Origin of the sequence: Staphylococcus sp. GDY8P126P, from assembly GCF_017891965.1 — a bacterium.
In the GTDB taxonomy this organism is placed as follows: Bacteria; Bacillota; Bacilli; order Staphylococcales; family Staphylococcaceae; genus Staphylococcus; species Staphylococcus saprophyticus.
In genome coordinates this window covers 428,546-454,133 of record NZ_JAESKG010000003.1, presented here as the reverse complement: position 1 = coordinate 454,133, position 25,588 = coordinate 428,546, and the positions used below count along the sequence as shown (strand labels likewise).

Sequence of the window (25,588 nt, the reverse complement as noted above, 5' to 3'; positions counted from 1 at the left end):
ATATAATAGCAATAGTATTGACGATACTATCACTAATAAGTGGAATGTGTATGTATGCGTGTCGAGCGATTATAAATAACTCCGGAAAAGGAAGAGGTCAGACAGCCGTCAGTGTTATTGTACCTGCTAGAAATGAAGCGGAGAACTTACCTAAATTACTTAACAGTATAAGTAAAGAACAAGAAATAGAAGTAATTGTTATGGATGATGGTTCAACTGATGAGACACAAGTTGTCGCTAGATATTATGGTGCGAGCGTATATACTGTTGAAAATGATACTACATGGCAAGGTAAGTCACATGCTTGTTGGCAAGGTAGCAAATATGCAACGCATGATTTATTAATGTTTGTTGATGCTGATGTTCAGTTTGCTTGTGATGATAGTATTCAAAATATAGCCAATCAATATGATTTACAAGGAGGTAAAGGTTTGTTGTCAATACAACCTTATCACAAGATAAAAAAGCTATATGAAAATATATCGGCGATTTTTAATTTAATGACAATTGTAGGTATGAATCAATTTTCAATCACGAAATCAGCAAATAATGAGCAAGGCGCGTTTGGACCAGTCCTTGTGACAAATAAGCAAGATTATAAATTGACACAAGGACATTTGAAAGCTAAAAATCAAATCATTGAAGGCTTTGCAATAAGTAAAGCATATAATCAGCAAGGTTTGCCAGTTAGTTTGCATGAAGGCCAAGGCGTAGTGAATTTTAGAATGTATTCTCAAGGATATAAAGCGCTATTAGAGGGTTGGAGTAAACACTTTGCACTTGGCTCTCAAGTAACTAAAAAGTCTACGCTTACGTTTGTATTTTTATGGCTATTTGGTTCACTTACAACAGTTTTAGCGATAATTTTTTCAATTAATTTAGGCTCGTTATATATATTATTAGCTATTACTCTATATTTTATATATGCGATACAATTTCATATATTTATTCGAAGAACAGGAAATTTTAATATCGTTGCGAGTTTATGTCATCCACTGCTCTTCATATGCTTTGTCGTGATATTTTTTAAATCATGGTTAGATATCAATGTATTCAAACGTATATATTGGAAAGGTCGTAGAATAGATTTATAGCTTATTTTTTTATACAAATGTCAAGAAGTTCTAGGCTTACTGAGGAGGCCAATAAATGAATCAATTAGAGAGAGATTATAACCATTGTCACAATATAATGAAAGAACATTCAAAAACGTTCTCATATGCCTTTGATTTTTTGGATTTAAAAAGGAAAAAAGCAATTTGGTCTATTTATGCAGTTTGCAGAATTATAGATGACAGTATTGATAAATACAAAGACCTTGAGCAATTAAACGGCATAGCTAGAGATTTAGATGTGATTTATAGCGATTGTGATTATATTCAAGCGTATCAAAGTGATGCAGCTATTATGAATGCTTTAAGTAATACATTGAATACATATTCAATACCTAAAAAACCTTTTGAATCTTTAATTCAATATGTGAAGGAAGATTTAGTTTTAAAAGAAATGAAAACTGATTCAGATTTATATGAGTATTGCTATGGTGTGGCAGGTACTGTCGGTGAATTGTTAACTCCTATATTAACTTCATCAAATGAAAATAATTGCGAGCAAGCTGAAGAAGCTGCGATTGCTTTAGGCAAGGCAATGCAAATAACTAATATTTTAAGAGATGTCGGCGAAGATTTTCAAAATGGAAGAATTTATCTAAGTGTAGAAAAATTAGCTCAATATCGAGTTAATCTACATTCTATATATTATGAAGGAGTTACGCCAAATTATATAGAACTGTGGGAAAGTTACGCTACAGAGTCAGTTAGGTTATATGATATTGCATTAAACGGTATTAATTATTTTGACGAAGAGGTACGTTACATTATCGAATTAGCTGCGATAGCTTATCATGAAATACTTGTGGAAGTAAGGAAGGCAAACTATACGTTGCATAAGAAAGTATATGTAAGCAAATTGAAAAAAATGAAAATTTATCGTGAACTTAGTGCGAAATATAATAGGAGTGAAACATTATGAAGATTGCAGTTATAGGCGGCGGTGTTTCAGGTTTAGCTGCAGCTTCAAGATTAGCAGCAAACGGTCACCAAGTAGATTTATATGAAAAGAACCAACAAATAGGTGGCAGAATGAATCAGATCAAGCAAGATGGCTTTACATTTGATATGGGACCAACCATCGTAATGATGCCTGAGATTTATCGAGACGTTTTTAATTACGCTCAAAAAAATATGAATGATTACTTGGAAATTAAACAATTATCACATATATATGATGTTTATTTTAGTGAAACAGATCAAATTCGCGTTCCTACAGATCTTGCTCAATTAAGAAATATGCTTGAAGGTATTGAACCTAACTCTACATATGGTTTTATGTCCTTTTTAACAGATATATACGAAAGATACGAAATAGCACGAAAATATTTTCTAGAACGTACGTTTAGGAAACCTACGGATTTTTATAATCCTTTTACTATATATCAGGGTATGAAACTCAAAACATTTGATAAAGCAGATAATTTAATTGAAAAATATGTTGATAATGAAAAAATCCAAAAGATTTTAGCGTTTCAAACATTATATATAGGTATCGACCCTAAACGAAGCCCGTCATTGTATTCAATTATACCCATGATAGAGTTAATGTTTGGCGTTCACTTTATAAAAGGTGGTATGTATAGCTTTGTCAGAGCGCTTCAAACGCTAAATGAAGAATTAGGTACTCAAATTTATACCAACGCAAACGTTGAAGAAATTATCATTGATAGTAGGTATAAGCGTGCGGAGGGACTAAAAGTAAACGGACATATAGAAAAGTATGACAAAATAATTTGTACTGCTGATTTTCCATATGCTACTTCATCTTTAATTAAAAATGAACATCATCCTAAGAAGTATACGACACAGAAAATTGATAATATGGACTATTCTTGCTCAGCCTTTTTAATGTACATAGGGGTTGATAAAGATTTATCTGAAGATATCTTGTTACATAATGTTATATTTTCAAAGGATTTTGATAATAATATCAATGAAATATTTTCCGGGGAAATATCCCAAGATCCATCAATATATGTATACGCTCCTAGTGTGGAAGATCAGTCGTTAGCGCCAGAAGGTCAAACAGGTATTTATGTGCTGATGCCCGTTTCAGAATTGAAAACAGGTGATACGGATTGGTCTGATGAGTCAACAATCATACAAGTGAAAGATATTATTTACAATAAGCTTTCTACGATTAAAGCGTTAAAAGATTTGAAAAAGCAAGTTGTGACAGAAATTATTTATACGCCTAAGGATTTTGAAGGAGATTATAATGCTAAATTTGGAGCAGCCTTTGGTTTAATGCCTACTTTAGCGCAAAGTAACTATTACAGACCGCCTAATGTGAGCAGAGATTACAAAAATTTGTATTTTGCTGGAGCTAGTGTTCATCCAGGGGCAGGAGTGCCAATTGTACTGACGAGTGCTAAAATTACAGTTGATGCTATGTTAGAAGATATTAATAATGGTATATAAAAAACGGAAGTGGGACAGAAATCAAATTTTCTAATATAGATTTCGTAGTCCCACCCCGGCAAGGGTGACTAGGATTGAAAAAAGCTTGATATAATCGCATTTTCAATTCAGTCACCTACTGCCAAATTGAAAACGAGCCTGAGACATCTATTTATGTCCCAGGCTCGCCTTTTTAACTAATCGAACGTAATGGTTTGTGGTGCGTCTAATTTTTTATCGTTCATAATTTTTATGGATTTTGGTATTACTTTAATTACACACAAGTTTGGATCATCCTTAGAGTCAAAAAAGGACTTATCTTGTTTGTTCCAAATCCAATCAATAGTCTCTTGATCTTTCAGTATTTCAACATTAGCATCAATTTCTAGAAAACTACGATTATTCGTTTCATCGTAACCTATAAGTACGTGAGCTTTGGGATTATCTTTAAATTCAGCAATTTTTTTAGACTCAATGCTTGTCTTAGTATAAAGTGTGTGTCCATCATTATAAAATACCATGTATCTACTATTAGGTATATTGTTATGGGCAGTAGATAGGACACCTATTTTTGATGTATTTAATATATTTTCAATTTCATTTTGTAATTGTTTGTTATTCATAATTTAATCACCTCTGATAATAATATACCCTGAAGTTGCCTATAATATGTAAGGTATTAAAATTTATTTTATTTTTTAGTGAATTATACAAAAGTTAAAACGGGTATATGATTGAAAACACAATCTTAAGTTAAAGGACAATTATAAAGTGAATTTGTATGAAACAAGCTGGGAGGCAATAAAATGCATTTAGGAGTCATACTTAACAGAGTTTTTAGAACGAAAGATAATCCACTTTTTCAATATATAGTGAAGCATCAAAATGAGATAAATAAATTGTATTTTATCTTACCTTTAGAAGATTTAACTGACGCATCAGAAGTAAAACGTGACTATTACTATAAAGTTGTAAAAGGATTTGTAAATGCTTTAGATAAGCATGATATACAACCTTATATTGTCACATACGAAAAGCTAGGTGAATTAGCAGAAACATTGGCGTTATCTCACGTATTAGTAGCAAAAGATATTATGAGTTATCACAAAGAAATATATGACTATCCTCATGTAAAAAAGGCTTTTGAAAATCACCAAGTTACAGTAATTGGACAGCGCGTGAATCATTATTTTGAGCCAACAAAGACTTTTAATAAACAGCAACAGCCTTATAAAGTATTTACTAGTTTTTATAAAGCAAATCGTCAGGACTTAGTACACACCCCTAAAAAAAGTTATCAATTTAAGCAGTTGTCTCAAATTGCGGAAAAGGGTTCAAATCAAAGTGACTTAAAATTTGAAAATAATAAAGATATAGAAAAGTTAGCGCGTAAAGCTTGGGATGATTTTTTAAATGGTGACATAGCTCATTATGATAAATTGACTGACGATGTGTCGCAGGATTTTGTAAGTGGATTAGGTAAATATTTAGCATATGGACTACTCGATATTCGTGAAATTATAAATGATTTACTTGAAGATTATGAGAGCGATGAAAAAAATTTTGAAGCTTTTATAAGAGAGGTTCTATTCCGTGAATTTTATTATGTGTTAATGACACAGTATTCAGAAACGGCAACTAAATCTTTTTCTGAAAAATATCGAAACATGCAATGGTCGTATAATAAAACACATTTTGAAGTATGGAAAAAAGGTCAAACTGGTTACCCAATCGTTGATGCTGCAATGAAGAAGCTGAATCGTACAGGATATATGCATAATCGCTTACGAATGGTCGTATCACAATTTTTAACGAAAAATTTATTTATTGATTGGACTTGGGGGGAGGAGTACTTTAGACAGTATTTGATAGATTATGATAATGCATCTAATGTACATGGATGGCAGTGGTCAGCATCAACTGGAACAGATGCAGTGCCTTATTTCAGAATGTTTAATCCTATACGTCAAAGTGAGCGTTTTGATGCGCAAGGGTATTTTATTAAAACACAGCTAGAAATATTTAATGATGTGAGCAGTAAATACATTCATGATCCAACTAAATATAAAGACAAGTTACAAGAAATTTATCATATTGAAATTGGAAAAGATTATCCACAGACTATCGTGAATCATAAAAATAGTAGAGATTATGTTATGGATAAATTTAAGCAATTTTGACATATCATCCAATAAAAAGGAGTGATTCATTTGTTGAAAAATGAAATACATCGTATTTATTTAGACAAAAATAATAATGAGGTAACTATTAATAGATTTAATGTGACATATCACTATACTATATTAGAACAAATTAATGATTTGCCACAATATGGTTATGCAGTTTTAAACCATTTATATGCTAATCCTGGTTTAGAGGCAGACTTCGAGCGTGTGTTCTTAAATAGGGATAAACATCTAGAGAATACTGAAGGGTTTGAAAATCTATTATTTCTAAAGCCACATAGTACACATGAACATCATGTTATCATTACGTTTTGGCAAGACGAAGCAGCTTACAAACATTGGCAAGAGTCTCAGGAATATAAAGCATCCCATAAAAATAGAGGAACCAAGCAAGGTGCTGATAAATCTATTGTAAACAGAAACCTATCATTTAATATTAGTTTAGAATTTAAATAACATAATTTTTGAATTAAATGATATTTCTGCAAACATATAGGCGAGTTATTTAAATACTAACTTGCCTATTTTTTAAGCGATATAAAAATTTTAGCAAAATCACTGATAAGGGGAAGCATATCACAAATAATTTAGCTGAAGTTTTTACCATGTTTAAAAAGATATAGTAGTAGATTTATCAGTTCAAAAAACATGACTTAGTTGCTATTCAAGCGAATTTTTATAATGATAAAATTGTTGAATCAGAGATAAAAATTGTACTTTATTTATCTTAAAACTAAAGTTTTGAATGGAAATAACTATTGATTTTAGTTATTTCCATTTTTTTATATGAAAAAGGAAACTAATAATAATCTGACAATATGGTAATGTTACAGTAATAGATATAGATAAAGGTGGAAAATATTATGAGCGAATTATTAAAGAGAAAAGATTTAATGCAATTGCTTGAAAATAACGGGTATGTCTATCAATGATTTAAGAAAAATTATTACAATGACCGTGAATGGAGAAAAAGATTTTGACTCTAGGCGTAAAATTTTATTAGATCATAAGAAAGTTTTAGAACAGCAACAAGAAGCGTTAGACAAAGCATTTAATAAAGTAGACGTAAAACTTCAATATTTCAATGATTTAGAAAAGGAATATGAAAAGAACAGTCAAAACTAATTATTTGCTATAAAGTGCACTTTAACCTTTAGAATAAAAATATAAATATTAAATTAAAGGGAGCGTTTCAAATGGTTGAAAATAAAAAACTCGTATTGATAACAGGATCAAGTTCAGGATTAGGTTTTGAATTGGCAAAATTATTTGCAAAAGATGGTTATGATGTTGCAATGTCAGGCTCAAGTGATAGAATTTACGATTCTGCAAAAGAAATTGAAAAATTAGGTGTTGAAACGTATCCATTTCAAGCCGATGCGTCAACTTATGATGGGGTAGAAGATTTTTGGCGTTTTGTTGAAAATAAAAATCGTACTGTTGATGCGGCAGTTTTAAATGTTGGTATTAGTATTGGCGGAGCATTTTTAGAAAATGATTTAGATGAAGAGTTAAAACTGATTGATATTAATATTTCAGGTATGGTTCATATGGCTAAAAGGGTTTCACAGCATATGGCCAAAAATAAATCTGGTGATATTCTAATCGTTTCATCATTATCAGCTACGTTACCTACACCATATGAGACTGTTTATGGACCGTCCAAAGCATTTGGATTTATGTTTGCTGAAGCGTTAAGAGAAGAATTGAAAGAAAAAAATATTAATGTAACGGCTATGTTACCTGGGGCAACAAATACGGATTTTCATCATAATGCAGGTATGGATGCAACATATTTTGGAGATGAAAATCATAAAAATGATAAAGTGCTTGTTGCTGAACAAGGCTATGAAGCATTAAAAAATAAAATCGACCACGTGGTGTGTGGTGATGAAGCTACAAAAAAAGAGGCTGAAGAAAATAGAAAAACAGCTGAAGATGTTAAAGCAGCTAGACATGCAGCAAAAGCGAAACCACAATAACATTAATATACTTTTGGCATCTATTTGAAACAAATAGAGTAGGGCGTATCTTTAATAATAAAGCGATACGCCCTATTTTTATCATAAATTAGTTCATCCACCATGCCTATCTAGAAATGCGACTTATCCCATCACGCGCTCTAAACGACATGCCGCACAAATCATCATTCCCCAGTGCTTCACAGGCAATATAAATCAAACAAGTAAAATCGTGGCGCTATTTTATAGCTTTCAAGAGTTGGTTATAAACTGTTTTGGCTTGTGTCTGATTTTTAATACCGTATACGTGTGTACGTCCATCTTTAAAAATGGTCATCGTATAATCTCCGTAATGAGCTAATTTCACAAAATGATTACTTTTCGTTACGTTGAGTGGTAGATAGTCTACGTGTTCAAAGATTTGAGTGCCAAACCGAAACAAGAATGCATCTCCGCAAAGTGCTTCGATAGATTGTTTTTGCTGTGTATGGAGTAGCTCATAGTTATGACGTATACATGTAGGACATTGGGGATCCTTCAAATTTTCTGCGTTAAATGTGTTAAATTTTAAATTAAAGCAATCGAAGGTCATTATTTTTTGAGAAAAGCCTTCACCAGCGACCCATCGAATGAGTTCTGAGACTTGCATGCTTGTTACTTGAGATACGACGGGAGGTAAGACGCCATTAATAGCGCAACTTTCACCGGTCGTTGGTATGGTTTGGAGCATGCATTTTAAGCAAGGACCTGTATAATCTATGCCAAAGACTGTACCTTTACTCCCAACGGCGGCGCCATAAATCCACGGGATATGCAGTTTATGGCAAGCTTCATTAATGAGGTATCTGATTTCAAAATGATCCATACCATCTATAACGATATCGGGTTGTGCCTCTGTTAAAACGGCTTCAATATTGGAAGGTGTTAGTTCTTGATTTACATCGGTAATGGTTACCTCGCTATTGATAAGACTGAGGTGGGTCTTCAATGCTTCTACTTTAGGCAACCATACGGGCTGCGTCGGACTCATCGTAGGTTGCTTGTCTGTGCAAGTTGGATTCATCAACGATATCCATATCAATGATTGTTAACTGACCCACACCCATGCGCGCTAGCATTTCTGCGCTATGACTGCCTAATGCACCGGCACCCATAATCATCACATGAAGCTTTTGTAGTCGCTCCTGTCCTTCTTCGCCAAAATCGTGATAGCGTATTTGTCGACTATAGCGTTCATTCATAGAAATCCGATGCCTTCTTGTGGGCTAGATGCTTGAGCAGTGTATTTAACTGGAATGCGACCAGCTTCATAACTTAGTCTGCCTGCATGAATGCCTAATTTCATAGCTTGGGCCATTTTTACAGGGTCTTTGGCACTAGAGATGGCTGTATTTAGCAACACTGCATCTGCACCTAACTCCATTGCATGACAGGCGTCTTTAGGTGACCCGATGCCTGCGTCAACAATGATTGGTACGTTTGCACGTTCAATAATATAACGTAGATTCAATGGATTATTGATTCCGCGCCCCGTTCCAATTGGAGATGCTAAAGGCATAATCGCGTGTACGCCTAAATCCTCTAAACGTTTGGCTAATACCACGTCATTAGATACATATGGACAAACGGTATAGCCTTCGTTTAATAATATTTCACAAGCTTTATAGGTTTCTAATGGATCTGGCAACAATGTTTCGTCATCACCGATCACTTCAACTTTAATCATGTCACAGACACCGGCGTGATTGGCAATTTTGGCAATATGCACTGCTTCATCTGCTGTTTTTGCGCCTGCCGTATTTGGAAAAGTGATGAATTTTGATAAATCAACTTTTGCTAATGGATTAGGCAATGCTTTGTCGTATAAGTTCATACGTCTGACTGCAAAGGTTAATACTTCAGTTTCAGACGTCTCAATTGCTTTTGTTTGTATCGCTTCGTTGTCAAACTTACCTGTACCTAATAATAATCTCTCGTTTAATTCAAAGTCACCAATTTTAAACATTTTATCCGCCTCCTACAAATTCTAATAGTTCAAGACAATCTTGATCATTAATCTTTACTGCTTGAAAATCTGCTTGTTTTACTAAATTTTCATTATGCTGAACAATGACTCTGTCGGCATCCAACTCTAATTCTTGTAAAATAGCTTGGATACTGACTGCTTGATTAAAAGTAAAATAATCACCGTTTATAACGCATTTCATGTTTTACAGCTCCTTTCAATTGAAAAGTCTTCAAATTCAGTGGGTCTGCGTCCACTTTCAATCCATTCGCTCATTTTTAAACCGATCAGTGGTGATAACAGAATGCCGTTGCGATGATGACCGGTAACAACGAATAAATGATGGTCTACTTCATCCATAATGGGTTGACCGTTTGTTGAAGTCGGTCTGATACCAGACCATTGATGAATCAGTTTACTGTTTGCTAAGTTTGGTACGTAGTGTTGCGCTTGTTTGCACAGCCAATGTTTTCCGGGTTTCGTCACGCCGATAGAATAATCATCAACATAGCTCGTAGCACCGATTAAATAACGGTGATTCTTTTTTGGAACGATATAGCAACCATTTGTCATAAATAGGGTGGTCTGCAGGTTTAACGTGGGGTGTTCGACTAAGAGTACTTCACCTTTGACACCCGTGACAGGATTTTGGGAAAAATATTGATTTAATAATTGACCGCTCCAAGCACCAGCTGCAACGACAACCTTTTCGGCGCGGTACGTGTCTTTTTGCGTCATGACTGTATAGCCGTTATTTTGCTTTGTAATTGCTTGAACTTCACTATGATCAATCAATTGGATATGGCGTTTGGCTAAGGAAAGTAATAGGGCTTTGGTATATTGATTCGCGTTGACTTGATGATCTTTAGGTATCAGCATCGCGGTTAAAGTTTGAGATTGAACGTTATTGTCTGTAATGGCTTCAAGGGACTTGGAAGATAATAATTGTGTGTTCGAATCGTGCTGGTGTAGAAATTGGAATTGCTGTTCCACAATGGGATTATCTGTCTCATTTTTTGCCATTTTAACTAGGCCGCTTTTCAAATATTCAATATCTAGACCGACCTCAGACAGCAAACGATCTTTAAGGGAATGAAACATGGCTTGAGATTGTCTTGCTAAATGAAATAAACTACAAGATTCCGTAAATTCATTATGTGCACCTAACATACCTCCAGCTGCGTAAGAGGCATACATACCGCGAACATTGCGATCTATAATGGCTATCCGCAGGCCTTTTTGACTTAATTCTCTTGCAATCGACATACCTATTACACCGGATCCAATAATAATGACATCAAATTTCGTATTCATTCCATCGCTCCCTTAATAATTCCATCGTTTCTCTGTTTTTTCGTCTGAATAGCGTTATACCTGCAATCCCATCAAATCCTTTCGGCAAATCATTCAAGGTTTGTTCATTCACACCCCCAAGTGCTACGGTTGGTATAGAGTACTGTAATGCTTTATCAATTTCTGACTTTGTTCGTGGTGGTTGATTAGGCTTAGAATTTGTTCTGAAAATATGACTAAACAATATAAAATCTAAATTGAGTGCTTGTGCTTGTTTGACACTTTCCTCGTGGTGTGTCGACATACTGATTTGAATATGAGGGTGTGACTTTTTAAAATCCTTTATTCGTGTGTCAGCTTCTCTAAAATGGATTGCTGATAAATGGCATTGTTCTAAAACTGTAATAAGACTATGAATAATGATTTTATTTTTCGGAAACCCTGCCTGTATTAAGCGATTTATCCAATTTATCAGTTGCTGTTGTGACATAGGGGTACGTATCATTAAATAATCAATAACCGATGCTATGGTTGTGTAATGTTGAATATCGTCTGAATCTAAATTTTCAAATTCAGTAATGGCTATAAACATATAATTCACCTCATTAAAAAAACGTCACTTCTCCGGCTGGAAAAATGACGTTGAAATAACGAGTAATATACCTAAACGCCACTTTCCTACGCCAGTACAAACTGGATCAGGTTCAGGGAATTCCTAAGTTACTACTTCGGTCTCAGCCTTTTACAAGGCACTTCCAGTGGTTTCTCAAACTATTTAATTTTTTAATGATACGTTTCACTAATTTTCTGAATAATTATCTACAATCTAACGTATTCTATTCTTTTTTGCAAGTTTTACTTAAAAACAAATGTGTATATTACGATATTGAATTAACTGGTTGAACACTCTATGGCGCTCACTCCAGAAAAATATTTTTAGCGTTAATCAACGTCAGATATTTCGAGTAATTTACTTGTAATGGCTTGTGTTTGCTGATAAACGGCTTGATACAATTCAAAATAAGCCATATATTGTTCGTGTCTTTGGGCATCAGGTTCAAAGCTATGTTCATATTTTATAAAATGTTTTGTCATATGCGCTACATCCGGATACCATCCTAAACCTAAGACAGCGAGCATGGCTGCGCCCATACAAGGTCCTTCTTCATATTTCAATTTTTTAATTTTAGCATTAAAGATATCGGCTTGGAGTTGTAACCAAAAGTCACTTTTTGCGCCACCACCAATGGATATCACATGTTCAATATTGTTACCCATGTGACGTAGATAGTTAATGGATTCATATAAAGAAAACGTAATGCCTTCTATCACGGCACGCGCGATATCACTGCTATGATGCGACGTTTTTAGTCCTATGAAACTCCCTCGAATACTTGCGTCACCATGCGGGGTACGTTCCCCGGATAAGTAAGGTGTAAATAATAGACCATGACTGCCTAATGTGGATGATTCAGCTTGTGCAACAATTTGTTCATAGCTTAAATGCGGGAGCATATGATTTTTTAACCATGTCAAACTATCGCCAGCTGCAAGTGTGACGCCCATGACGTACGACATATCGTTTACGACGTGATTAAAATAATGCATATTGTGTTTATAGTCGTATTGCTTGTCAGATTCACTCGTTAAGATAACGCCAGAAGTACCAATGCTACACAGCGTTTGGTTTTCATAGACAACTCCTGAACCGAGCGCACCGCATGCATTATCTCCGCCACCTGCAAATACTGCAACATCATGATTTAGGCCTAATTGTCTAGCTATGTCTTTAGTGACGTAGCCTACAAAGGCATCAGAAGTCACGAGCTCAGGATAAATATGGTCAACACCAAATTGTCGGCCAATCTCTTTAGCCCAACATTTTTGTTGATTATCTAATAACAATGTACTAGATGCATCGGAATACTCCATATTTAATTTGCTTGTTAATTTAAAACGCACGTAGTCTTTAGGCAATAAAAACACGTTGGTTTTGAGCCAGTGCTCAGGTTCATTGTCCTTTATCCATAGTAATTTTGTGAGTGTAAAGCCTTCTAGGACGGGATTGTCTAATACATATTCGCCAAGTTGTGCTTTAATTAAATTACATTGTGACGTTGATCTTGTATCATTCCACAAAATCGCATCACGGATGGGTTGGTTTTCATCATCCAGAATAACCAAACTATGCATTTGTCCTGACAAAGATAAGCCCTTCACTTGATAATGTTTGAGTGCCTCACTGTGTACTAACTGTTGGATGCAATGGCATGTAGCCTCAAACCAGTCATCTGGATTTTGCTCACTATAACCGTTGGCCACATGCTTTGTTTGTAGTGGTGCATGAACACTTTGTAATACGTTGCCATACCTGGTTACAGCAATGACTTTAACAGCACTCGTGCCAATATCTATACCTAATACGATATCTTGCATATAACGACTCCTTTGTTTAGATATTTAGGGAGTGGGGACTGAAATCAAATTGTTTAATAGAGATTCCGTAGTGCTTCCCTAGTACTTCCCTGGCGAGGATGACTGGTATAAGAGTTTACCTGAGCTAACCCTCATGTATCAGTCTCACTAGAATTTTCATGTAAAATGCATAAGTGCATAAGAATGACTCATTTTCATGACATGAAAAAGGAGTGCTTTAAAGAAGTGAGATTTTAGATTTTCAGTCCAGCCCTCTACTGCCTAATTGAAAAAAGATTCTGAAACCATCGATGGATGTCCCAGACTCCCTATTTATAACACGATTTAATTTAAATTAAAAATTTGGGGGAATTTTATTATAGAAAAATGTTAAATATATGGGGGGTGATATAGATTGATATTTACTAAGGTGAATTAACCGTATGACCTGTTATAACAAACAAAGAAAAGGTGTGAGATAGTAAAAACATGGCTTAAATCATAATTAAGACACAAGTTAGTCGTCGACATAAAAAAAGTGTTAAGTTATTCAATGCTGAGTAACTTAACGCTTTTTATTTATACACAAATTTAGTTCGCTATTTCTTTTTTAATTTGTTTGGTTGCTTGAACTTGTTGTTGATGATTTAAATAGTCGTTTATTTCTTGTTGTGACGCTTCTGGATGTTGTTTTTTATAGTTACTTGCTAACTGTTGCATTGCTTTTTTCTGTTGTTGCTGCTTCGCTTAATTTCCTTCGCTGCTCTGTTTTTGCTGTGATTGTTGTAATTGTTTTGCTTGCTGAGCATCTAAAACGACCCACGTATCTTTAGGTACTGTCACAACGGTGGTTTTTTTGATTAATTCTTGATTGTCATGTCCAAAGCTAAATAATGATTTATAAACATCTGATTTCCAAACCCAAACTGTTTTTTTAGTTTGTGTTGTTGCTTTATCAGTATCTTTTACTTCATATGTCGCTTGGTGTTTAACCGATTCTGATAAATGATCTTTATCCATATTTGGTTTAAAATGTGTCTCGGCTTTTTGATCGTCTGAATGATTTTTATAAACCATAATATAATTATTACTATTCTTGCCCATCTCGTTAGCGATTAACATATTGACTGGACTGTCTTTAGAACCAGCGCTATAGATTTCTTTTTTATCAGAAGTGACTACTTTTTTCTCCATTCCCCAATGGTGTGTCATGTTAGCTGTGATACCAATGATCATAAGTAATAAGGCTACTGTGGAAATATAACCTAAAATATAGCGTGTAACCTTATGAGGAATTAATAACCAACTAACAAATACACATAGCGTTAAAATAATTGTTATGATCATATTATTTCTCCTCACTTTCAGATGAATTCATTTTCAAGAATGGTACGATGAGCACACCGACTAGCGCAAAGAAGATACCTATGATAAATGCTGTAATAAAGCCGTCAATTGACGCTTGTTGCGCCTGTTCAGCATATTTTAAAGGATCGATATCTTTAAGACTAGAAGCGGGCATATTGTTATTAATAATATTTTGTGTAACGGACGTTAATAGTGCTACAGCTATGGATGAAGCAACTTGTCTAGCTGTATTATTGACCGCTGTCCCGTGTGTGCCTTTTTCAACCGTTAATGCATCCATAGCGTTTGTAGTTAAAGGCATCATCAAAATGGCAATACCAAACATACGAATCGCGTAGAGTACAAGGATTAATGTAGGTGAAGTATGATCACTTAAAAATCCAAATGGTATGGATGATAAAGTTAAAATTGAAAATCCGACAAAGGCTAAACGCTTAATGTCCACTTTGTTATATAGCGTACCTGATATGGGTGAAATAAAGCCGAGCATTAAAGCACCAGCGAGCAAGGTCAAACCAGATTCAAAAGGTGAGAAACCATGAATATTTTGTAAATAAGTTGGTAACATCATTTCAACACCGTACATGGCCATAGTAACCACAATCAAACCAATCGTTGCGATAGTGAATCCTTTAGATTTGAATACGCGTAAATCTAGGAAAGGATCTTTGGATGTGAGCTGTCTGATTACGAATAGTGTTAAGACAATAACACTGATGATAATCGGTAAGATAACGTAGTTCACACTGTCCCAACCTTCACTTGAAACATTGGAGAATCCCCATAAAAAGAGACCGAAGCCAATACATGACAGAATCAGTGAATATACATCTAATTTCAATTTACGGTTCGGTATAACGTCTTTCATAAAAAAGAAACTCAATACAAATGCGATGGCTACAATAATAATTGGTAATACAAAAATATTTCTCCATGAATCAGAAATCGTAATACCTAATAAGACGTGGTCTTTATCTAAGATCCAGCCTGCAAATGTAGGACCCATAGCAGGTGCTAAACCTACAGCTAAGCCACTTAAGCCCATAGCAGTACCTCGTTTATTGATAGGGAACATATTGATAATAATAATTTGCATTAATGGCATCATCAGCCCTACTGCAATGGCTGTGACAATGCGTCCTGATAAGAAAATAATCCATGCATCGTGATGTGATGGTGCAATAGCCGTTAGTGTTAAGCCGATTAATAATAAACCGTATGCACAGACATGTAACCACTTAGTAGAAATTCTGGTTGCTAGAAAAGCAGATAAAGGCACCATAATACCGTTAGCCAGTAAAAACCAAGTCGTTGCTTGTTGCGCAGTACTAAAATCTATATCAAAGTCATTCATTAAAGTAGGTAAAGCTGTACCTAATGACGTTTGCATGAGTGCACCAGCAAATGTGGCTAGAAGAATAATACTCATAATGATTTTTGGTTTATATTGTTGTCCATGAATGTCTAAGTTCATATTTTTACTTGTTTGGGTAGACATAAACAAGCCTCCTAAAGTTCTTGATAATTAATACTTTGGAAATATAGCATCCTGTATGAATTTGTAAAAGAACAAAATATGATACAATGTATGAAATCGAACAACTTGTATGATTTTGTATTATATTTGAAAAATAGGAGTGATGATGTGGGATATCAAAGGAAGACTACTTTAACTCATAAGCGTATAACAAACAGTTTAGTAACTTTGTTAGAAACACATAAATTTGATTTAATTACCGTTAATCAAATTGTTGAAGAAGCGGAGATCACAAGAAGTACATTTTATAGATATTATGATGATAAATATAATTTGCTATCAGAGATAGAAGAAGAGATTTTGACGCATTTATACGAAGAACGTCAAAAGATAGATCAACAATTTGCGAAAGAAGATATGTTGAATGTTGAAGTATTTCAACAATTGTTTGAAGCATTAGAGCCATATTCAGAAACAATACGACTTTTATTAGGGCATAATGGAGACTCAAGTTTTGAAATGAAAATAAAGAATGAAATAGGTAAAAGGTTTATCAATTTAGGTGAGCTTCATCATGTATCCAAAGTACGTGAAGATTTAGTGAAAGAATATTTGTATGTTATTTTAATTAAAACATTTCAGTATTGGTCCGCTAATAAAGATAGCATTGACGTGAGAGAAGTGGCATCGACGATGAGAGATATTCAATTAAAAGGTATCAGAAAGACAATTGGGTTGTAAATTCAAGGAAAAGTAAATAGTAGAAAAGAGGGAAATAATATGAAAATTCAAATCTTGTTATTTGATCATATTATAAATAAAGGCGAATCCTAGTGGGTTCGCCTTTTTGCATCTATAAGTATTTTATTTATTACTGGCTATGTGTTATGACATCGCTTCAACTACAGGTTATAACTGTCGTTTTTAAATTTTACTGATTGATTTATTTTGATAGTTAGGACGTATCATTAAATCTATAATAAGGAGGATAAAAGTATCATTTCTTAATATAACCGAGATTTCCGTTAACAGTCTCATAAAAATCGAATTGCATACCTGATTTAATAGCAGCTCCATTTAAATCTTTATCAAGTACTGTCAGTGCTAATTTACCTTTTGAAAGTTCATTTGCTTTGAATTGAACTGTGTATTCTCCAGTTTTGAAAAGATGTTTTTTAATCTCTAGAACTGTATAGTTGGTTGGATCTTTTCTATTTTTTATTTCAAGATATTTTAATTCTGAGTTTTTAGAGTAGAGTTTTAAAAATATGTTTTCATCTTTTTTGATTATTTTTTGCAATATGATATGCATTCTTTTTTTATATTTATTTTCTTTATAGACGTAATAGTATTTATCGTTTGAAAGGTAAAGTGGCTTCTCGTCTTTCTTTAAATAAAAGTTAACAAAGTCTATAATCTCTTCTTTGTCACCATTTTTAATGAGCGTTAAGGCATGTTGATTCAATGTGTCATCTGCATAGTCCAAAGAATTAAAATCATTATCTATCGTATTTAAAATATCTTGAAAGACAGGAAGTAATGTATCAATATTTTTAATGAATCCTTTTTTATAAAATTTACCTTCTAAAATATCTTTGTTTATAATTCGGTATAATAAGTTAGCAAAAATTTTATTGTTTTTGTATTTTTTTGTTAAGTAACGGTAGGCTTCATTTTGCCATTTTATACGATTAAGCACGGTAGATGCTTCAGATTTTACTAAAGAAATATTTTCATCATAACGATTAGCACAATAGACAACGTCTTGTGTGGTACTGATATTTTTAGTGTTAAAAAATACTTCAGCGAAAAATTGTAAATCTTCTCCAAATATCATTTCTGGGAAACGAATATTATTTTTTTTGATAACACTAGATTTCATCATCCTACCAGCAGGCGCTAAATGATAAAATGATTTTCTAAAATTTTTCAAACCAACTTTATTATATGCAATTTTAGATAAGGCAACACCACTACGTGCAATACGATCACTATATACATATTTTGTAAGACCTGTAGCATAGTCAGTTTTATTTGATTTTAAAAGCGTATATAAATTTTCCAAGGCATCTGAAGGTAACCAATCATCTCCATCTACAAACATAATGTATTTACCTTTGCTTAAATCGATTGATAGATTACGAGGTTTGGCAGGTGTTCCTGAATTTTCATCTAATTGAACAAATTGATAATTAGAAAAACTTTCAATCTTTTTAGATATAATATCAAGCGTATTATCTGTGGAACAATCATCTACAATGATTAATTCAAAATCATTTTTATTCATTGTCTGTGCCAATATACTATTTAACGTATTTTCAATAAACTTCTCCTTATTGTATGTACTTATAAGTATACTTACTTTAAATTTATTTGTTACTTTATTACTTTTTATAACTTTCATTTCATATCCCTTTCTATGTTCATAAGATTTATAATTTGATGAAATTTTGTAATTAGCCTCTAGTTGTGTAAATATAAATAGTGATTTTTTTTTTTGTGATAACAATTAACTTTTGTTATTTATTATACTATTAAAACCAGTAATTATGGAATAGTTTTTAAAAGTTGTATAAATTGTGCAATTCTTTTTGGGGTGATTTTAAAAAAGCAGCTTGTGAATAGTAACTATTTTTATAGTAGTGGGGGCATAGCGCAACTTAATGTATTTTTCAGTAAATACGTCTTTTATGCGGTTTTCGTTCTCCTACAAAGTAAAAAAATAGCTTCCTTTACGTGTGGTGTCAAGGAAGCTATATTGCTTTTCGCTATATTAATAGTGAAATGAATTTGATTAGATGGAAAACAGTAAATTTATGATGATGGTTTACTTCTGAAATATTGAGTGGGATTACTTTTAAGTTTTGGTTTTCTAGGGACAGGTACGATATAGTTTCCATTTGGAATTTTAATAAGTAAATGAATAACTAGTACAGATAAACCGACGATAATGATATATGAAAGACCATATAACAGTATGCTATCTCTATTATCAAAAATTGAAATTTTTAATACAAGCCATTTTACTAAAGGATGTACTAAATATATTCCCATAGAGTAATTACCAATTAAAGTTAATGTTTTCATAAGTAATTTATTTTTTCTAATTAAAAAATAAAAATAAATCAAAAATATTAAGAAAAACGGTGTATATAATAAAAATGCTGGATGCGATGAGGTTACAAAATGATCTAAATCAATAAACAATAAAAAAGATATAAAGACGACAACAATGGCAGGTAAAAATAACTTGATATACTTTTTGATCAATGAATTGATTTCTTCATAATACTTAGCAAAAATAATACCCAATATAAAATAAGAAATCCAATTGAGTAAGAATGCCCTACTTGTTATAAAAGTACCGATAACTGGTATATCAATTGAAATGTGTTCATAGTTTAATTGCCATAAAATAGTGATGAATGTAAATAATAAGTAAGTTAGTAATAAGGGAATCCCTTTTTTAATTTTTTGTAAGAATGGAAATAATATGTAAAACTGCAACACGGTTAATATAAAATATAAATGGTAATTTCCAGTTCCAAATAAATAATAGCTAATAAAGTTTTTATTACTATCTAAATTCACTTCAACAACACCTAAATAATATAAATAAACGGTAGTCCAAATGATATAAGGCACAAATATTTTGGTGAATCGTGATTTAGCGAAATAGTTTAAATCAAAACCTCGTTTTAATACAGAATGGGTTAATAAAAAAGCGCTAATCACTGCAAAAACAGGCGTGTCAAGCCGACCAATTTGACTCAAATATCCTGCGAGAATGGTCATATTATGGTTGTTTTCGCTATTCGTATATGAAACTGATAGATGAACACATACGATAAATAGTGTAGCAATAGATCTAATAATAGGTATTTCTTCAAAATACTTCAACATGCTCCCCCTTAATGAAAATAACACACATCAGCTAATTATAACTGATAGGCGCAGTTTAAACTAGAGTTGAAATTATTTTGGATTTAAATCGATTTTATGTATAAACTCTATAACTTTTAATTTTTGTTGAGTGACATAGGGATAGACATTGAAAAATGACTAGTTAATGATTTAGATATTCTTTTTTATTATACATAAAGAGACTGAGACATTTATTTATGTCCCAGACTCCCAATTTATAACACGATTTAATATAAACTTTATGCTCCAATCAATTTTAGCATTATAAGTGCTTTGAATGGGGTTCCAATAAAACGGACAGCTCTGTTGTTAAAGTATCAATATCACATGGTTTTGATGCTTCAATCCACCATACAATAACGCCTACTACAGCTGATGATAAAAATTGAATTGTAATTCCATTATTTTCTTGATTCATGTTGTCGCGCATTTTCTTTGATAATGTTTGTTTAACTATATTAAGATCCGACCTTTTAAACAAAGTCTTTAAAATAGTGTACTGATCGTCAATGACATATAATATTTCACGTAATGCCTTTTCATTATCCTCTGATTTTGCCATGTAAAGATTGTATTGATTTACTGTTGCACTCAAAATAAAATCAATAGCATGGTCTAAAATGTCGTATTTATCTATGAAATTCAAATAAATGGTACCTCTATTTATATTGGCATGCTGAGTAATATCATTCATAGATATTTTATTAAAGTCTTTTTCTCTGATTAGTTCCACAAAACTACTAATAATCAGTTGTTGAGATTTTTCTTTTCGTTTAACCATTTTAACTCCTTTTAACATCAACATTTTCAAGTATTTGTTCATTAAGCGTCAATAAAGTTGTATTGTTCATTGAGTTTAAAGTTTAGTGATGATAATTTAAAGTTATTGAACAATTGTTCAATAACTAAACTAGAGTGATAAGAATATGAAAATTTTAATATATGGTGCTGGTGTACAGGGTCAATTTTTGTCTCACGCACTAAATACTAAAGAAAATACTGTTACAATGTTGGCACGAGGGAAAACTTTAGAACAATTGAATCAAAAAGGACTAAAACTTAAACATTTATTACAAAGAAAGACGACAATTGAATATATACCAACGATGAACACACTTTCAGAACAGGATATATATGACGTGATTTTTGTAACGATGAAGTATTCAGATTTTTATAATGTGGTTCCAACATTAGCTGAAAATAAAAGTCAAAATATTATCTTTGTTGGAAATAACATGAACCCTAAGTTACTTCAAAAAACATTAATGCAACAGAGTCATCATACTAAACATATCACATTCGGCTTTTTGATGACTGGTGGTTCAAGAGAAGATAACGATACTAAGATTTTAAGATTTAATGCTGGTGAACTCAAAGTGGGCAATATGTATGGAGATATTGCATTCGCACATGAACTAAACTCAATATTTAAAAATACGAAAATTAAATTAACATATGAGGCAAAATTTGAAGATTGGTTGATGTCACATGCTGCTTCAATTTTACCAATCAATATGCTTTTTATTCTAAAACAAAGTAAAAGACATCACACGAATGATTTAATAAAGGAAACAATAGCTGCTTTTAATGAAATGTATCAATTGTTGGAACATCAAGGTCATCGTATTAGACCGAAAGCACAGACTATTATTTTTAAAAATTTTAAAGGTTTATCCTATATATTATTGAAAGTAGTTATGAACATTGGACTTATTGATCAAACACAAGGTTCATTTAAAGAGCTTGAAGCAATTTATAACGATATTAAAGTGCTAAATCAAGATACTGCCTTGACTACACGTCATCTAGATAATCTATTTGAGAAAAGTAAATCTGTCAGTGAAAACAACTAAAATCACCGAAGCTAAAATGAAATGTATCCTAAGGTAACGTATGCTACTTCACTATTCTAAAACACACTCTTAGTAGTATTCGAAAATATAGCAAGTAAAAAAGGTAGTATAGAAAAATAAAGTCTAACCCTGCCAATCTATTTCAGATATTGCAGGGTTAGACTTTATTTTATATTTTTGATTACTTCTTGACGAAGTTTGCCTCTTAATTCTGCCATGGTATTAAGGTGATATTTTTTATAATCTCCTGAATCAATTCTGAAAGCATGTACTCCTAAAATTTCATTTTTGCTATTTAAAATTGATCCACCAGAAGACCCTGGTTCAGCCATCATTTGATAATAACCCATTGGATTTACATTTCGAGCCATGAGTGAATATTTACCTTTTGAATGATACATAGTACCCATTGGATCTTTTTTATATTTTCCAGTTGGTAAACCGTAATGATATAAGTGAATAGGTGTATTGGATTTGATATTTGTAATCGATTTTTCAGGAGCAATTTTACGTATCTTCATATATTTTGAAATATCTTCATTTGTATACACTAAAGCAACATCGCCATATTGTAACATTTTGACACCAGTTACTTGGAGAGAGCGCGCCACTTTTGAACCTTCTTGTAATAAGTTTATTCTTAAATTTTGTGTTGATGAAGGTGTCATCGGTTTATGTGCTTGTTGATTATTGATGACATGGTTCGCTGTTATTATTGTATGTTTGCCAATTGCAGTTCCAGTGCCATAAGTTAACGCTTTTGCTGTAGGATTCCAATTGAATACAGTTGCAATATTAGCTGCTTTTGCATTTGTATGTTCTAAAGTAACGCCTTTATTACCTGAAGCTTTCATAATTTTTAATGCATCATTGATACCAGAAGCACTGGTTGTTTGACCGAAGTCTCGAACATTATCACTACCAGGTATCTTGGATGACCATCGTTTTGGCGCTTGATTATAGTAGTTAAGGTTTGTCTGTTTTTTTTTGCTTGATTTTGGCGTAACTTTTACACTTTTAGATGCCTTTGCTTTTTTTATTTGTGTGTTTGATGGTTTGTTTTTTACAGTTGCTGATAATATTTGTGGTTTTTGAATTTTAGTTTGATTGTGTTTTGGTGATGGTTCCACTGGACTTTTCTTAAACTTCGTTACTTTACTAGAAGTTGATGGTACCTGCGGCTTCTTCGCTGTTACTTTGCTAGATTTTTGCCCGGTTTTATTAAGTTTAGTTGATTGAACTTGCGTTTTTACCTGCTTAAATTGTCTTGGTAAAGTATATTTTTTTTTCTTTTCACTTTTGATTGCTTTCACATTAGTATTTGTATTATTTTTGGTTATTGTATTCGATTGTACGAGTGTTTTGTGGTTTTGTATGGGTTGTGTTATTGTTTGTAGTTTTTTAGACTTTAGTATCTGTGATGCAGGTTGTGCTTTTTGATTTACAGTTTTTTTAGAAGATGAATAAATACTATTGTTTTTAACGATATTTTTGGCAACTTGTTTCTTATTGTTATGGTCCAATAAGTTATTTTGATTAAATTTGGTATCCTTTGTTTGAATTGAATTGTTTTTAGTTAATTTATAGTTGGCTGCATGGTACTCATTAGTAGTCGTTTCAGCTGCTTGTAATTTAGTCATATGAAATGTCATTATGAATACAATTGCCATTAATAATGATATAAAGTGGTAAACATATTTATATAAACTTTTGTTCACTTAACCTGTCCCCTTACTGTTATTTGTGTAAAAAGTTAACGCTAACGTATTTATTCAATATTATATACATGTGCTATTTAGTATAGCAATATATTTTTCAAGTAAAAACAAAGAAAATTTTTAAAGTTTTAGATTCACGGTATTTTTTAATAATAAAAATAATGATATATCAGAGATTAGGAGGATGAAATATGCAAAAGAGAAATGATTTTATAGTTAAATTATTAGAAAAAGCATCGATCCAAAACGGAATGCGCGTACTGGACGTAGGTTGCGCTACGGGCGAGGTTACTCAAATTGTTGCCAATAAAGTTGGTGACCAAGGTGAAGTGATTGGTGTGGATATGAACCAAGATATGCTTCATATGGCTGAGGAAAATAAACAATTTGAGAATGTAAAATATATTAAAGGTGATATTTATAATTTGCCTAAAGACATTGGCAAGTTTGATGCAATTGTGGGTAGAAGCGTTTTGATGTATTTACCAGGTGCATATGAAGCTTTAAATGTATTGAAAGGTCATTTGAAACCTAATGGTATATTCTGTTTTCAAGAAAGTGATGCTATTAATAGCGGTGTAGGCGCAGATAATTTACCAATGCATCAAAAAGCGATTCAACTAGTATGGAAAACTGTAGAAAGTGAAGGTGGCGATATTCATATTGGTCAAAAACTTTATACATTATTTCAAAAAGTAGGCGTAGTGCCTGTAGAATTTATCGCAGAAGCAGTGATTCAAACCTCAGACGATAATGATTTGAAGTGGCTTATAGATATCATGGCTACCAGAATGAAAGAACGTCAGGTAGTTAAATCATCTTTTTCTATTGAACAATTTTTAAATGATCTAACAAATGAATCTGAAAAGCATCACAGTGCTTTTATAAGAGATATGGCATTTGGTATTTGCGGTAGAATTTAATAAATCAGCACCTTAAATGATAAATGACAGGGAAAGTTTCTAAGAAAAATTAATAGCAACAGTAAGTATATTTGAAAAGTCTTTACAATAGATGAATGATAATAAGGAGCGGATCATTCACTGTAACTATAGACTTATACAAGCGTTAGGTAAGTATGCGGTTTGTCTGAAGTTAGACTGAACGTAGGATAATGTACAATAAAAAAAGCTAATTTCATACAAGGTGAAATTAGCATGTAAGTTATCATTCCATAAAGTTGATCAAACAATTTTTCGACATTAATTTCTTGTTGCGAGTAATATACAATGTTATAAATATCTTTCTTTTTAATTAGGTGATTTTTCATGCGATGAAATCCTTTCATGATGTCCAATTTTAAGCAAAAACAGTAATACAATTAATAAAATAAATGATGGTAACCAAACAAAATTTAAATTCAATATGCTTAAATAAATACATAGCGCAAGAATAGGGAGACCTAAAGCATTTCCCAGGGAATAAATGTGTTTTACGGTATGGCTCGCATAGGTTGTAACAATCATTTTTCTGAAAATAATTCTAGCACCACCAAAGGTTAAACCGAATAGTAACATTAAAACTAATTTAAATAAGAGTATATCTTCTAATACATACCATGAGATAGTGATTACAATACTGAGGATGAATAATAAATGCATCCACTTATTTGAAATAAATTTACTAAATAGTACACCAATGACAGCCATGCCTATACCTAAAACACTGTCTAATAGCGCGACTTCATGAACTTCACCGCCTTTATAAGTTGTAAGCGTAGGTAGCATAAAGTTAATTGTTCCCAATATTGGCCACATCAGCATGCTCATAAAATAATGTATTAATTTTACAGATGACTTGGGTGGAGATGATTCGTTTATAGAGGTAAGATGCATCATCTTATTTCTACTTCTAATTGCTAAGCAAAGAATTAGGT

The 25,588-nt window shown here is 32.6% G+C and carries 24 protein-coding genes, 1 pseudogene and 1 riboswitch; of the genes and pseudogenes, 10 read left to right on the top strand and 15 right to left on the bottom strand.

Going from position 1 to position 25,588, the window contains the following annotated elements; all coding sequences use genetic code 11:
* Positions 1-50: 50 nt before the first annotated feature.
* From KA893_RS07440 to KA893_RS07430, 3 genes are read left to right on the top strand one after another with little or no spacing between them, the layout of a single operon-like run.
* Positions 51-1,094, top strand: a complete 1,044-nt coding sequence (locus tag KA893_RS07440; protein ID WP_228481150.1) for a glycosyltransferase family 2 protein — start codon at positions 51-53, stop codon at positions 1,092-1,094.
* Between the two features lie 55 nt (positions 1,095-1,149).
* Complete coding sequence (locus KA893_RS07435) at positions 1,150-2,031, top strand: phytoene/squalene synthase family protein (RefSeq protein ID WP_194375876.1); 882 nt, start codon at positions 1,150-1,152, stop codon at positions 2,029-2,031.
* Complete coding sequence (locus KA893_RS07430; protein ID WP_069821804.1) at positions 2,028-3,533, top strand: phytoene desaturase family protein; 1,506 nt, start codon at positions 2,028-2,030, stop codon at positions 3,531-3,533. The genes KA893_RS07435 and KA893_RS07430 overlap by 4 nt, the downstream gene beginning before the upstream one ends.
* Before the next feature lie 176 nt (positions 3,534-3,709).
* Here KA893_RS07430 and KA893_RS07425 read toward each other — a convergent pair whose 3' ends face one another.
* On the bottom strand, positions 3,710-4,135 hold the full coding sequence (locus KA893_RS07425; RefSeq protein ID WP_037537388.1) for a pyridoxamine 5'-phosphate oxidase family protein: 426 nt from the start codon (positions 4,133-4,135) through the stop codon (positions 3,710-3,712).
* A gap of 183 nt (positions 4,136-4,318) precedes the next feature.
* On the opposite strand from KA893_RS07425, the gene KA893_RS07420 reads away from it, so the two are divergent.
* The 4 genes from KA893_RS07420 to KA893_RS07405 all read left to right on the top strand — a co-directional run bounded on the left by KA893_RS07420 (position 4,319) and on the right by KA893_RS07405 (position 7,680).
* A complete protein-coding gene (locus KA893_RS07420) occupies positions 4,319-5,692 on the top strand; it encodes a cryptochrome/photolyase family protein (RefSeq protein WP_069821805.1) in 1,374 nt (457 codons plus the stop codon).
* 30 nt (positions 5,693-5,722) lie between these two features.
* Positions 5,723-6,154, top strand: coding sequence for an antibiotic biosynthesis monooxygenase family protein (locus KA893_RS07415; RefSeq protein ID WP_016911012.1), 432 nt, complete (start codon positions 5,723-5,725; stop codon positions 6,152-6,154).
* 447 nt (positions 6,155-6,601) lie between these two features.
* Positions 6,602-6,823 carry a hypothetical protein gene (locus KA893_RS07410; RefSeq protein WP_129303654.1) on the top strand — a complete coding sequence of 74 codons (222 nt, stop codon included), beginning with the start codon at positions 6,602-6,604 and terminating at the stop codon, positions 6,821-6,823.
* A gap of 71 nt (positions 6,824-6,894) precedes the next feature.
* The gene (locus KA893_RS07405; protein WP_002482015.1) at positions 6,895-7,680 is read left to right on the top strand and encodes an SDR family NAD(P)-dependent oxidoreductase; all 786 of its coding nucleotides are present in this window, start codon (positions 6,895-6,897) and stop codon (positions 7,678-7,680) included.
* Between the two features lie 217 nt (positions 7,681-7,897).
* On the opposite strand, the pseudogene KA893_RS07400 reads toward KA893_RS07405, so the two are convergent.
* The 9 genes and pseudogenes from KA893_RS07400 to KA893_RS07365 all read right to left on the bottom strand — a co-directional run bounded on the left by KA893_RS07400 (position 7,898) and on the right by KA893_RS07365 (position 16,238).
* A pseudogene (locus tag KA893_RS07400) lies at positions 7,898-8,900 on the bottom strand (HesA/MoeB/ThiF family protein).
* The gene (locus KA893_RS07395) at positions 8,897-9,664 is read right to left on the bottom strand and encodes a thiazole synthase (protein ID WP_069825985.1); all 768 of its coding nucleotides are present in this window, start codon (positions 9,662-9,664) and stop codon (positions 8,897-8,899) included. The pseudogene KA893_RS07400 and the gene KA893_RS07395 overlap by 4 nt, the downstream one beginning before the upstream one ends.
* 1 nt (position 9,665) lies before the next feature.
* A complete protein-coding gene (gene thiS, locus KA893_RS07390) occupies positions 9,666-9,866 on the bottom strand; it encodes a sulfur carrier protein ThiS (protein ID WP_002482018.1) in 201 nt (66 codons plus the stop codon).
* Positions 9,863-10,978: a glycine oxidase ThiO gene (gene thiO, locus KA893_RS07385; protein WP_048787132.1), complete on the bottom strand. Its 1,116-nt coding sequence runs from the start codon at positions 10,976-10,978 to the stop codon at positions 9,863-9,865. The genes thiS and thiO overlap by 4 nt, the downstream gene beginning before the upstream one ends.
* Positions 10,962-11,549, bottom strand: a complete 588-nt coding sequence (locus KA893_RS07380) for a thiamine phosphate synthase (RefSeq protein ID WP_194375874.1) — start codon at positions 11,547-11,549, stop codon at positions 10,962-10,964. Before KA893_RS07380 ends, thiO begins: the two co-directional genes overlap by 17 nt.
* A 66-nt stretch (positions 11,550-11,615) precedes the next feature.
* Positions 11,616-11,724, bottom strand: a riboswitch (TPP riboswitch).
* 175 nt (positions 11,725-11,899) lie between these two features.
* A complete protein-coding gene (gene xylB, locus KA893_RS07375) occupies positions 11,900-13,393 on the bottom strand; it encodes a xylulokinase (protein ID WP_194375873.1) in 1,494 nt (497 codons plus the stop codon).
* Positions 13,394-13,963: 570 nt separating this feature from the next.
* Positions 13,964-14,092 (bottom strand): hypothetical protein, encoded by a 129-nt coding sequence (locus KA893_RS14155; protein WP_256106430.1) that lies wholly within the window; start codon positions 14,090-14,092, stop codon positions 13,964-13,966.
* 27 nt (positions 14,093-14,119) lie between these two features.
* Positions 14,120-14,719 carry a DUF4811 domain-containing protein gene (locus tag KA893_RS07370; protein ID WP_069821811.1) on the bottom strand — a complete coding sequence of 200 codons (600 nt, stop codon included), beginning with the start codon at positions 14,717-14,719 and terminating at the stop codon, positions 14,120-14,122.
* 1 nt (position 14,720) lies between these two features.
* Positions 14,721-16,238: an MDR family MFS transporter gene (locus KA893_RS07365; RefSeq protein ID WP_194375872.1), complete on the bottom strand. Its 1,518-nt coding sequence runs from the start codon at positions 16,236-16,238 to the stop codon at positions 14,721-14,723.
* A gap of 147 nt (positions 16,239-16,385) precedes the next feature.
* Between KA893_RS07365 and KA893_RS07360 the strand changes: the two genes are divergently transcribed.
* Positions 16,386-16,958 (top strand): TetR/AcrR family transcriptional regulator, encoded by a 573-nt coding sequence (locus KA893_RS07360; protein ID WP_069821813.1) that lies wholly within the window; start codon positions 16,386-16,388, stop codon positions 16,956-16,958.
* A gap of 256 nt (positions 16,959-17,214) precedes the next feature.
* Here KA893_RS07360 and KA893_RS07355 read toward each other — a convergent pair whose 3' ends face one another.
* The 3 genes from KA893_RS07355 to KA893_RS07345 all read right to left on the bottom strand — a co-directional run bounded on the left by KA893_RS07355 (position 17,215) and on the right by KA893_RS07345 (position 20,940).
* The gene (locus KA893_RS07355; RefSeq protein ID WP_041080211.1) at positions 17,215-18,621 is read right to left on the bottom strand and encodes a glycosyltransferase family 2 protein; all 1,407 of its coding nucleotides are present in this window, start codon (positions 18,619-18,621) and stop codon (positions 17,215-17,217) included.
* 410 nt (positions 18,622-19,031) lie between these two features.
* On the bottom strand, positions 19,032-20,120 hold the full coding sequence (locus tag KA893_RS07350) for an acyltransferase family protein (protein WP_194375871.1): 1,089 nt from the start codon (positions 20,118-20,120) through the stop codon (positions 19,032-19,034).
* 283 nt (positions 20,121-20,403) lie between these two features.
* Positions 20,404-20,940 (bottom strand): TetR/AcrR family transcriptional regulator, encoded by a 537-nt coding sequence (locus KA893_RS07345; RefSeq protein WP_228481147.1) that lies wholly within the window; start codon positions 20,938-20,940, stop codon positions 20,404-20,406.
* 127 nt (positions 20,941-21,067) lie between these two features.
* Here KA893_RS07345 and KA893_RS07340 point away from each other — a divergent pair, with 127 nt between their 5' ends.
* Positions 21,068-21,994 carry a ketopantoate reductase family protein gene (locus KA893_RS07340; protein ID WP_069821816.1) on the top strand — a complete coding sequence of 309 codons (927 nt, stop codon included), beginning with the start codon at positions 21,068-21,070 and terminating at the stop codon, positions 21,992-21,994.
* Between the two features lie 164 nt (positions 21,995-22,158).
* On the opposite strand, the gene KA893_RS07335 is transcribed toward KA893_RS07340, so the two are convergent.
* Positions 22,159-23,634, bottom strand: a complete 1,476-nt coding sequence (locus KA893_RS07335; protein WP_115343968.1) for a trypsin-like serine peptidase — start codon at positions 23,632-23,634, stop codon at positions 22,159-22,161.
* A 269-nt stretch (positions 23,635-23,903) separates the two neighbouring features.
* Between KA893_RS07335 and KA893_RS07330 the strand changes: the two genes are divergently transcribed.
* Complete coding sequence (locus KA893_RS07330; RefSeq protein WP_002482030.1) at positions 23,904-24,635, top strand: class I SAM-dependent methyltransferase; 732 nt, start codon at positions 23,904-23,906, stop codon at positions 24,633-24,635.
* Between the two features lie 327 nt (positions 24,636-24,962).
* Here KA893_RS07330 and KA893_RS07325 read toward each other — a convergent pair whose 3' ends face one another.
* Entirely contained in the window at positions 24,963-25,469 is a 507-nt protein-coding gene (locus KA893_RS07325) for a hypothetical protein (RefSeq protein ID WP_181876279.1), read from the bottom strand.
* Positions 25,470-25,588 lie beyond the last annotated feature (119 nt).

What these genes read in the sequence shown, in the direction of transcription:
- KA893_RS07395 (WP_069825985.1), bottom strand. Translation starts at nt 9,664, where the DNA reads ATGTTTAAAATTGGTGACTTTGAATTAAACGAGAGATTATTATTAGGT.
- KA893_RS07425 (WP_037537388.1), bottom strand. Translation starts at nt 4,135, where the DNA reads ATGAATAACAAACAATTACAAAATGAAATTGAAAATATATTAAATACA.
- KA893_RS07420 (WP_069821805.1), top strand. Translation starts at nt 4,319, where the DNA reads ATGCATTTAGGAGTCATACTTAACAGAGTTTTTAGAACGAAAGATAAT.
- KA893_RS07435 (WP_194375876.1), top strand. Translation starts at nt 1,150, where the DNA reads ATGAATCAATTAGAGAGAGATTATAACCATTGTCACAATATAATGAAA.
- KA893_RS07330 (WP_002482030.1), top strand. Translation starts at nt 23,904, where the DNA reads ATGCAAAAGAGAAATGATTTTATAGTTAAATTATTAGAAAAAGCATCG.
- KA893_RS07380 (WP_194375874.1), bottom strand. Translation starts at nt 11,549, where the DNA reads ATGTTTATAGCCATTACTGAATTTGAAAATTTAGATTCAGACGATATT.
- KA893_RS07370 (WP_069821811.1), bottom strand. Translation starts at nt 14,719, where the DNA reads ATGATCATAACAATTATTTTAACGCTATGTGTATTTGTTAGTTGGTTA.
- KA893_RS07365 (WP_194375872.1), bottom strand. Translation starts at nt 16,238, where the DNA reads ATGTCTACCCAAACAAGTAAAAATATGAACTTAGACATTCATGGACAA.
- KA893_RS07340 (WP_069821816.1), top strand. Translation starts at nt 21,068, where the DNA reads ATGAAAATTTTAATATATGGTGCTGGTGTACAGGGTCAATTTTTGTCT.
- KA893_RS07440 (WP_228481150.1), top strand. Translation starts at nt 51, where the DNA reads ATGTATGCGTGTCGAGCGATTATAAATAACTCCGGAAAAGGAAGAGGT.
- KA893_RS07405 (WP_002482015.1), top strand. Translation starts at nt 6,895, where the DNA reads ATGGTTGAAAATAAAAAACTCGTATTGATAACAGGATCAAGTTCAGGA.
- KA893_RS14155 (WP_256106430.1), bottom strand. Translation starts at nt 14,092, where the DNA reads ATGCAACAGTTAGCAAGTAACTATAAAAAACAACATCCAGAAGCGTCA.
- KA893_RS07430 (WP_069821804.1), top strand. Translation starts at nt 2,028, where the DNA reads ATGAAGATTGCAGTTATAGGCGGCGGTGTTTCAGGTTTAGCTGCAGCT.
- KA893_RS07345 (WP_228481147.1), bottom strand. Translation starts at nt 20,940, where the DNA reads ATGTTAAAAGGAGTTAAAATGGTTAAACGAAAAGAAAAATCTCAACAA.
- thiO (WP_048787132.1), bottom strand. Translation starts at nt 10,978, where the DNA reads ATGAATACGAAATTTGATGTCATTATTATTGGATCCGGTGTAATAGGT.
- KA893_RS07335 (WP_115343968.1), bottom strand. Translation starts at nt 23,634, where the DNA reads ATGACTAAATTACAAGCAGCTGAAACGACTACTAATGAGTACCATGCA.
- KA893_RS07350 (WP_194375871.1), bottom strand. Translation starts at nt 20,120, where the DNA reads ATGTTGAAGTATTTTGAAGAAATACCTATTATTAGATCTATTGCTACA.
- xylB (WP_194375873.1), bottom strand. Translation starts at nt 13,393, where the DNA reads ATGCAAGATATCGTATTAGGTATAGATATTGGCACGAGTGCTGTTAAA.
- thiS (WP_002482018.1), bottom strand. Translation starts at nt 9,866, where the DNA reads ATGAAATGCGTTATAAACGGTGATTATTTTACTTTTAATCAAGCAGTC.
- KA893_RS07355 (WP_041080211.1), bottom strand. Translation starts at nt 18,621, where the DNA reads ATGAAAGTTATAAAAAGTAATAAAGTAACAAATAAATTTAAAGTAAGT.
- KA893_RS07325 (WP_181876279.1), bottom strand. Translation starts at nt 25,469, where the DNA reads ATGTGGCCAATATTGGGAACAATTAACTTTATGCTACCTACGCTTACA.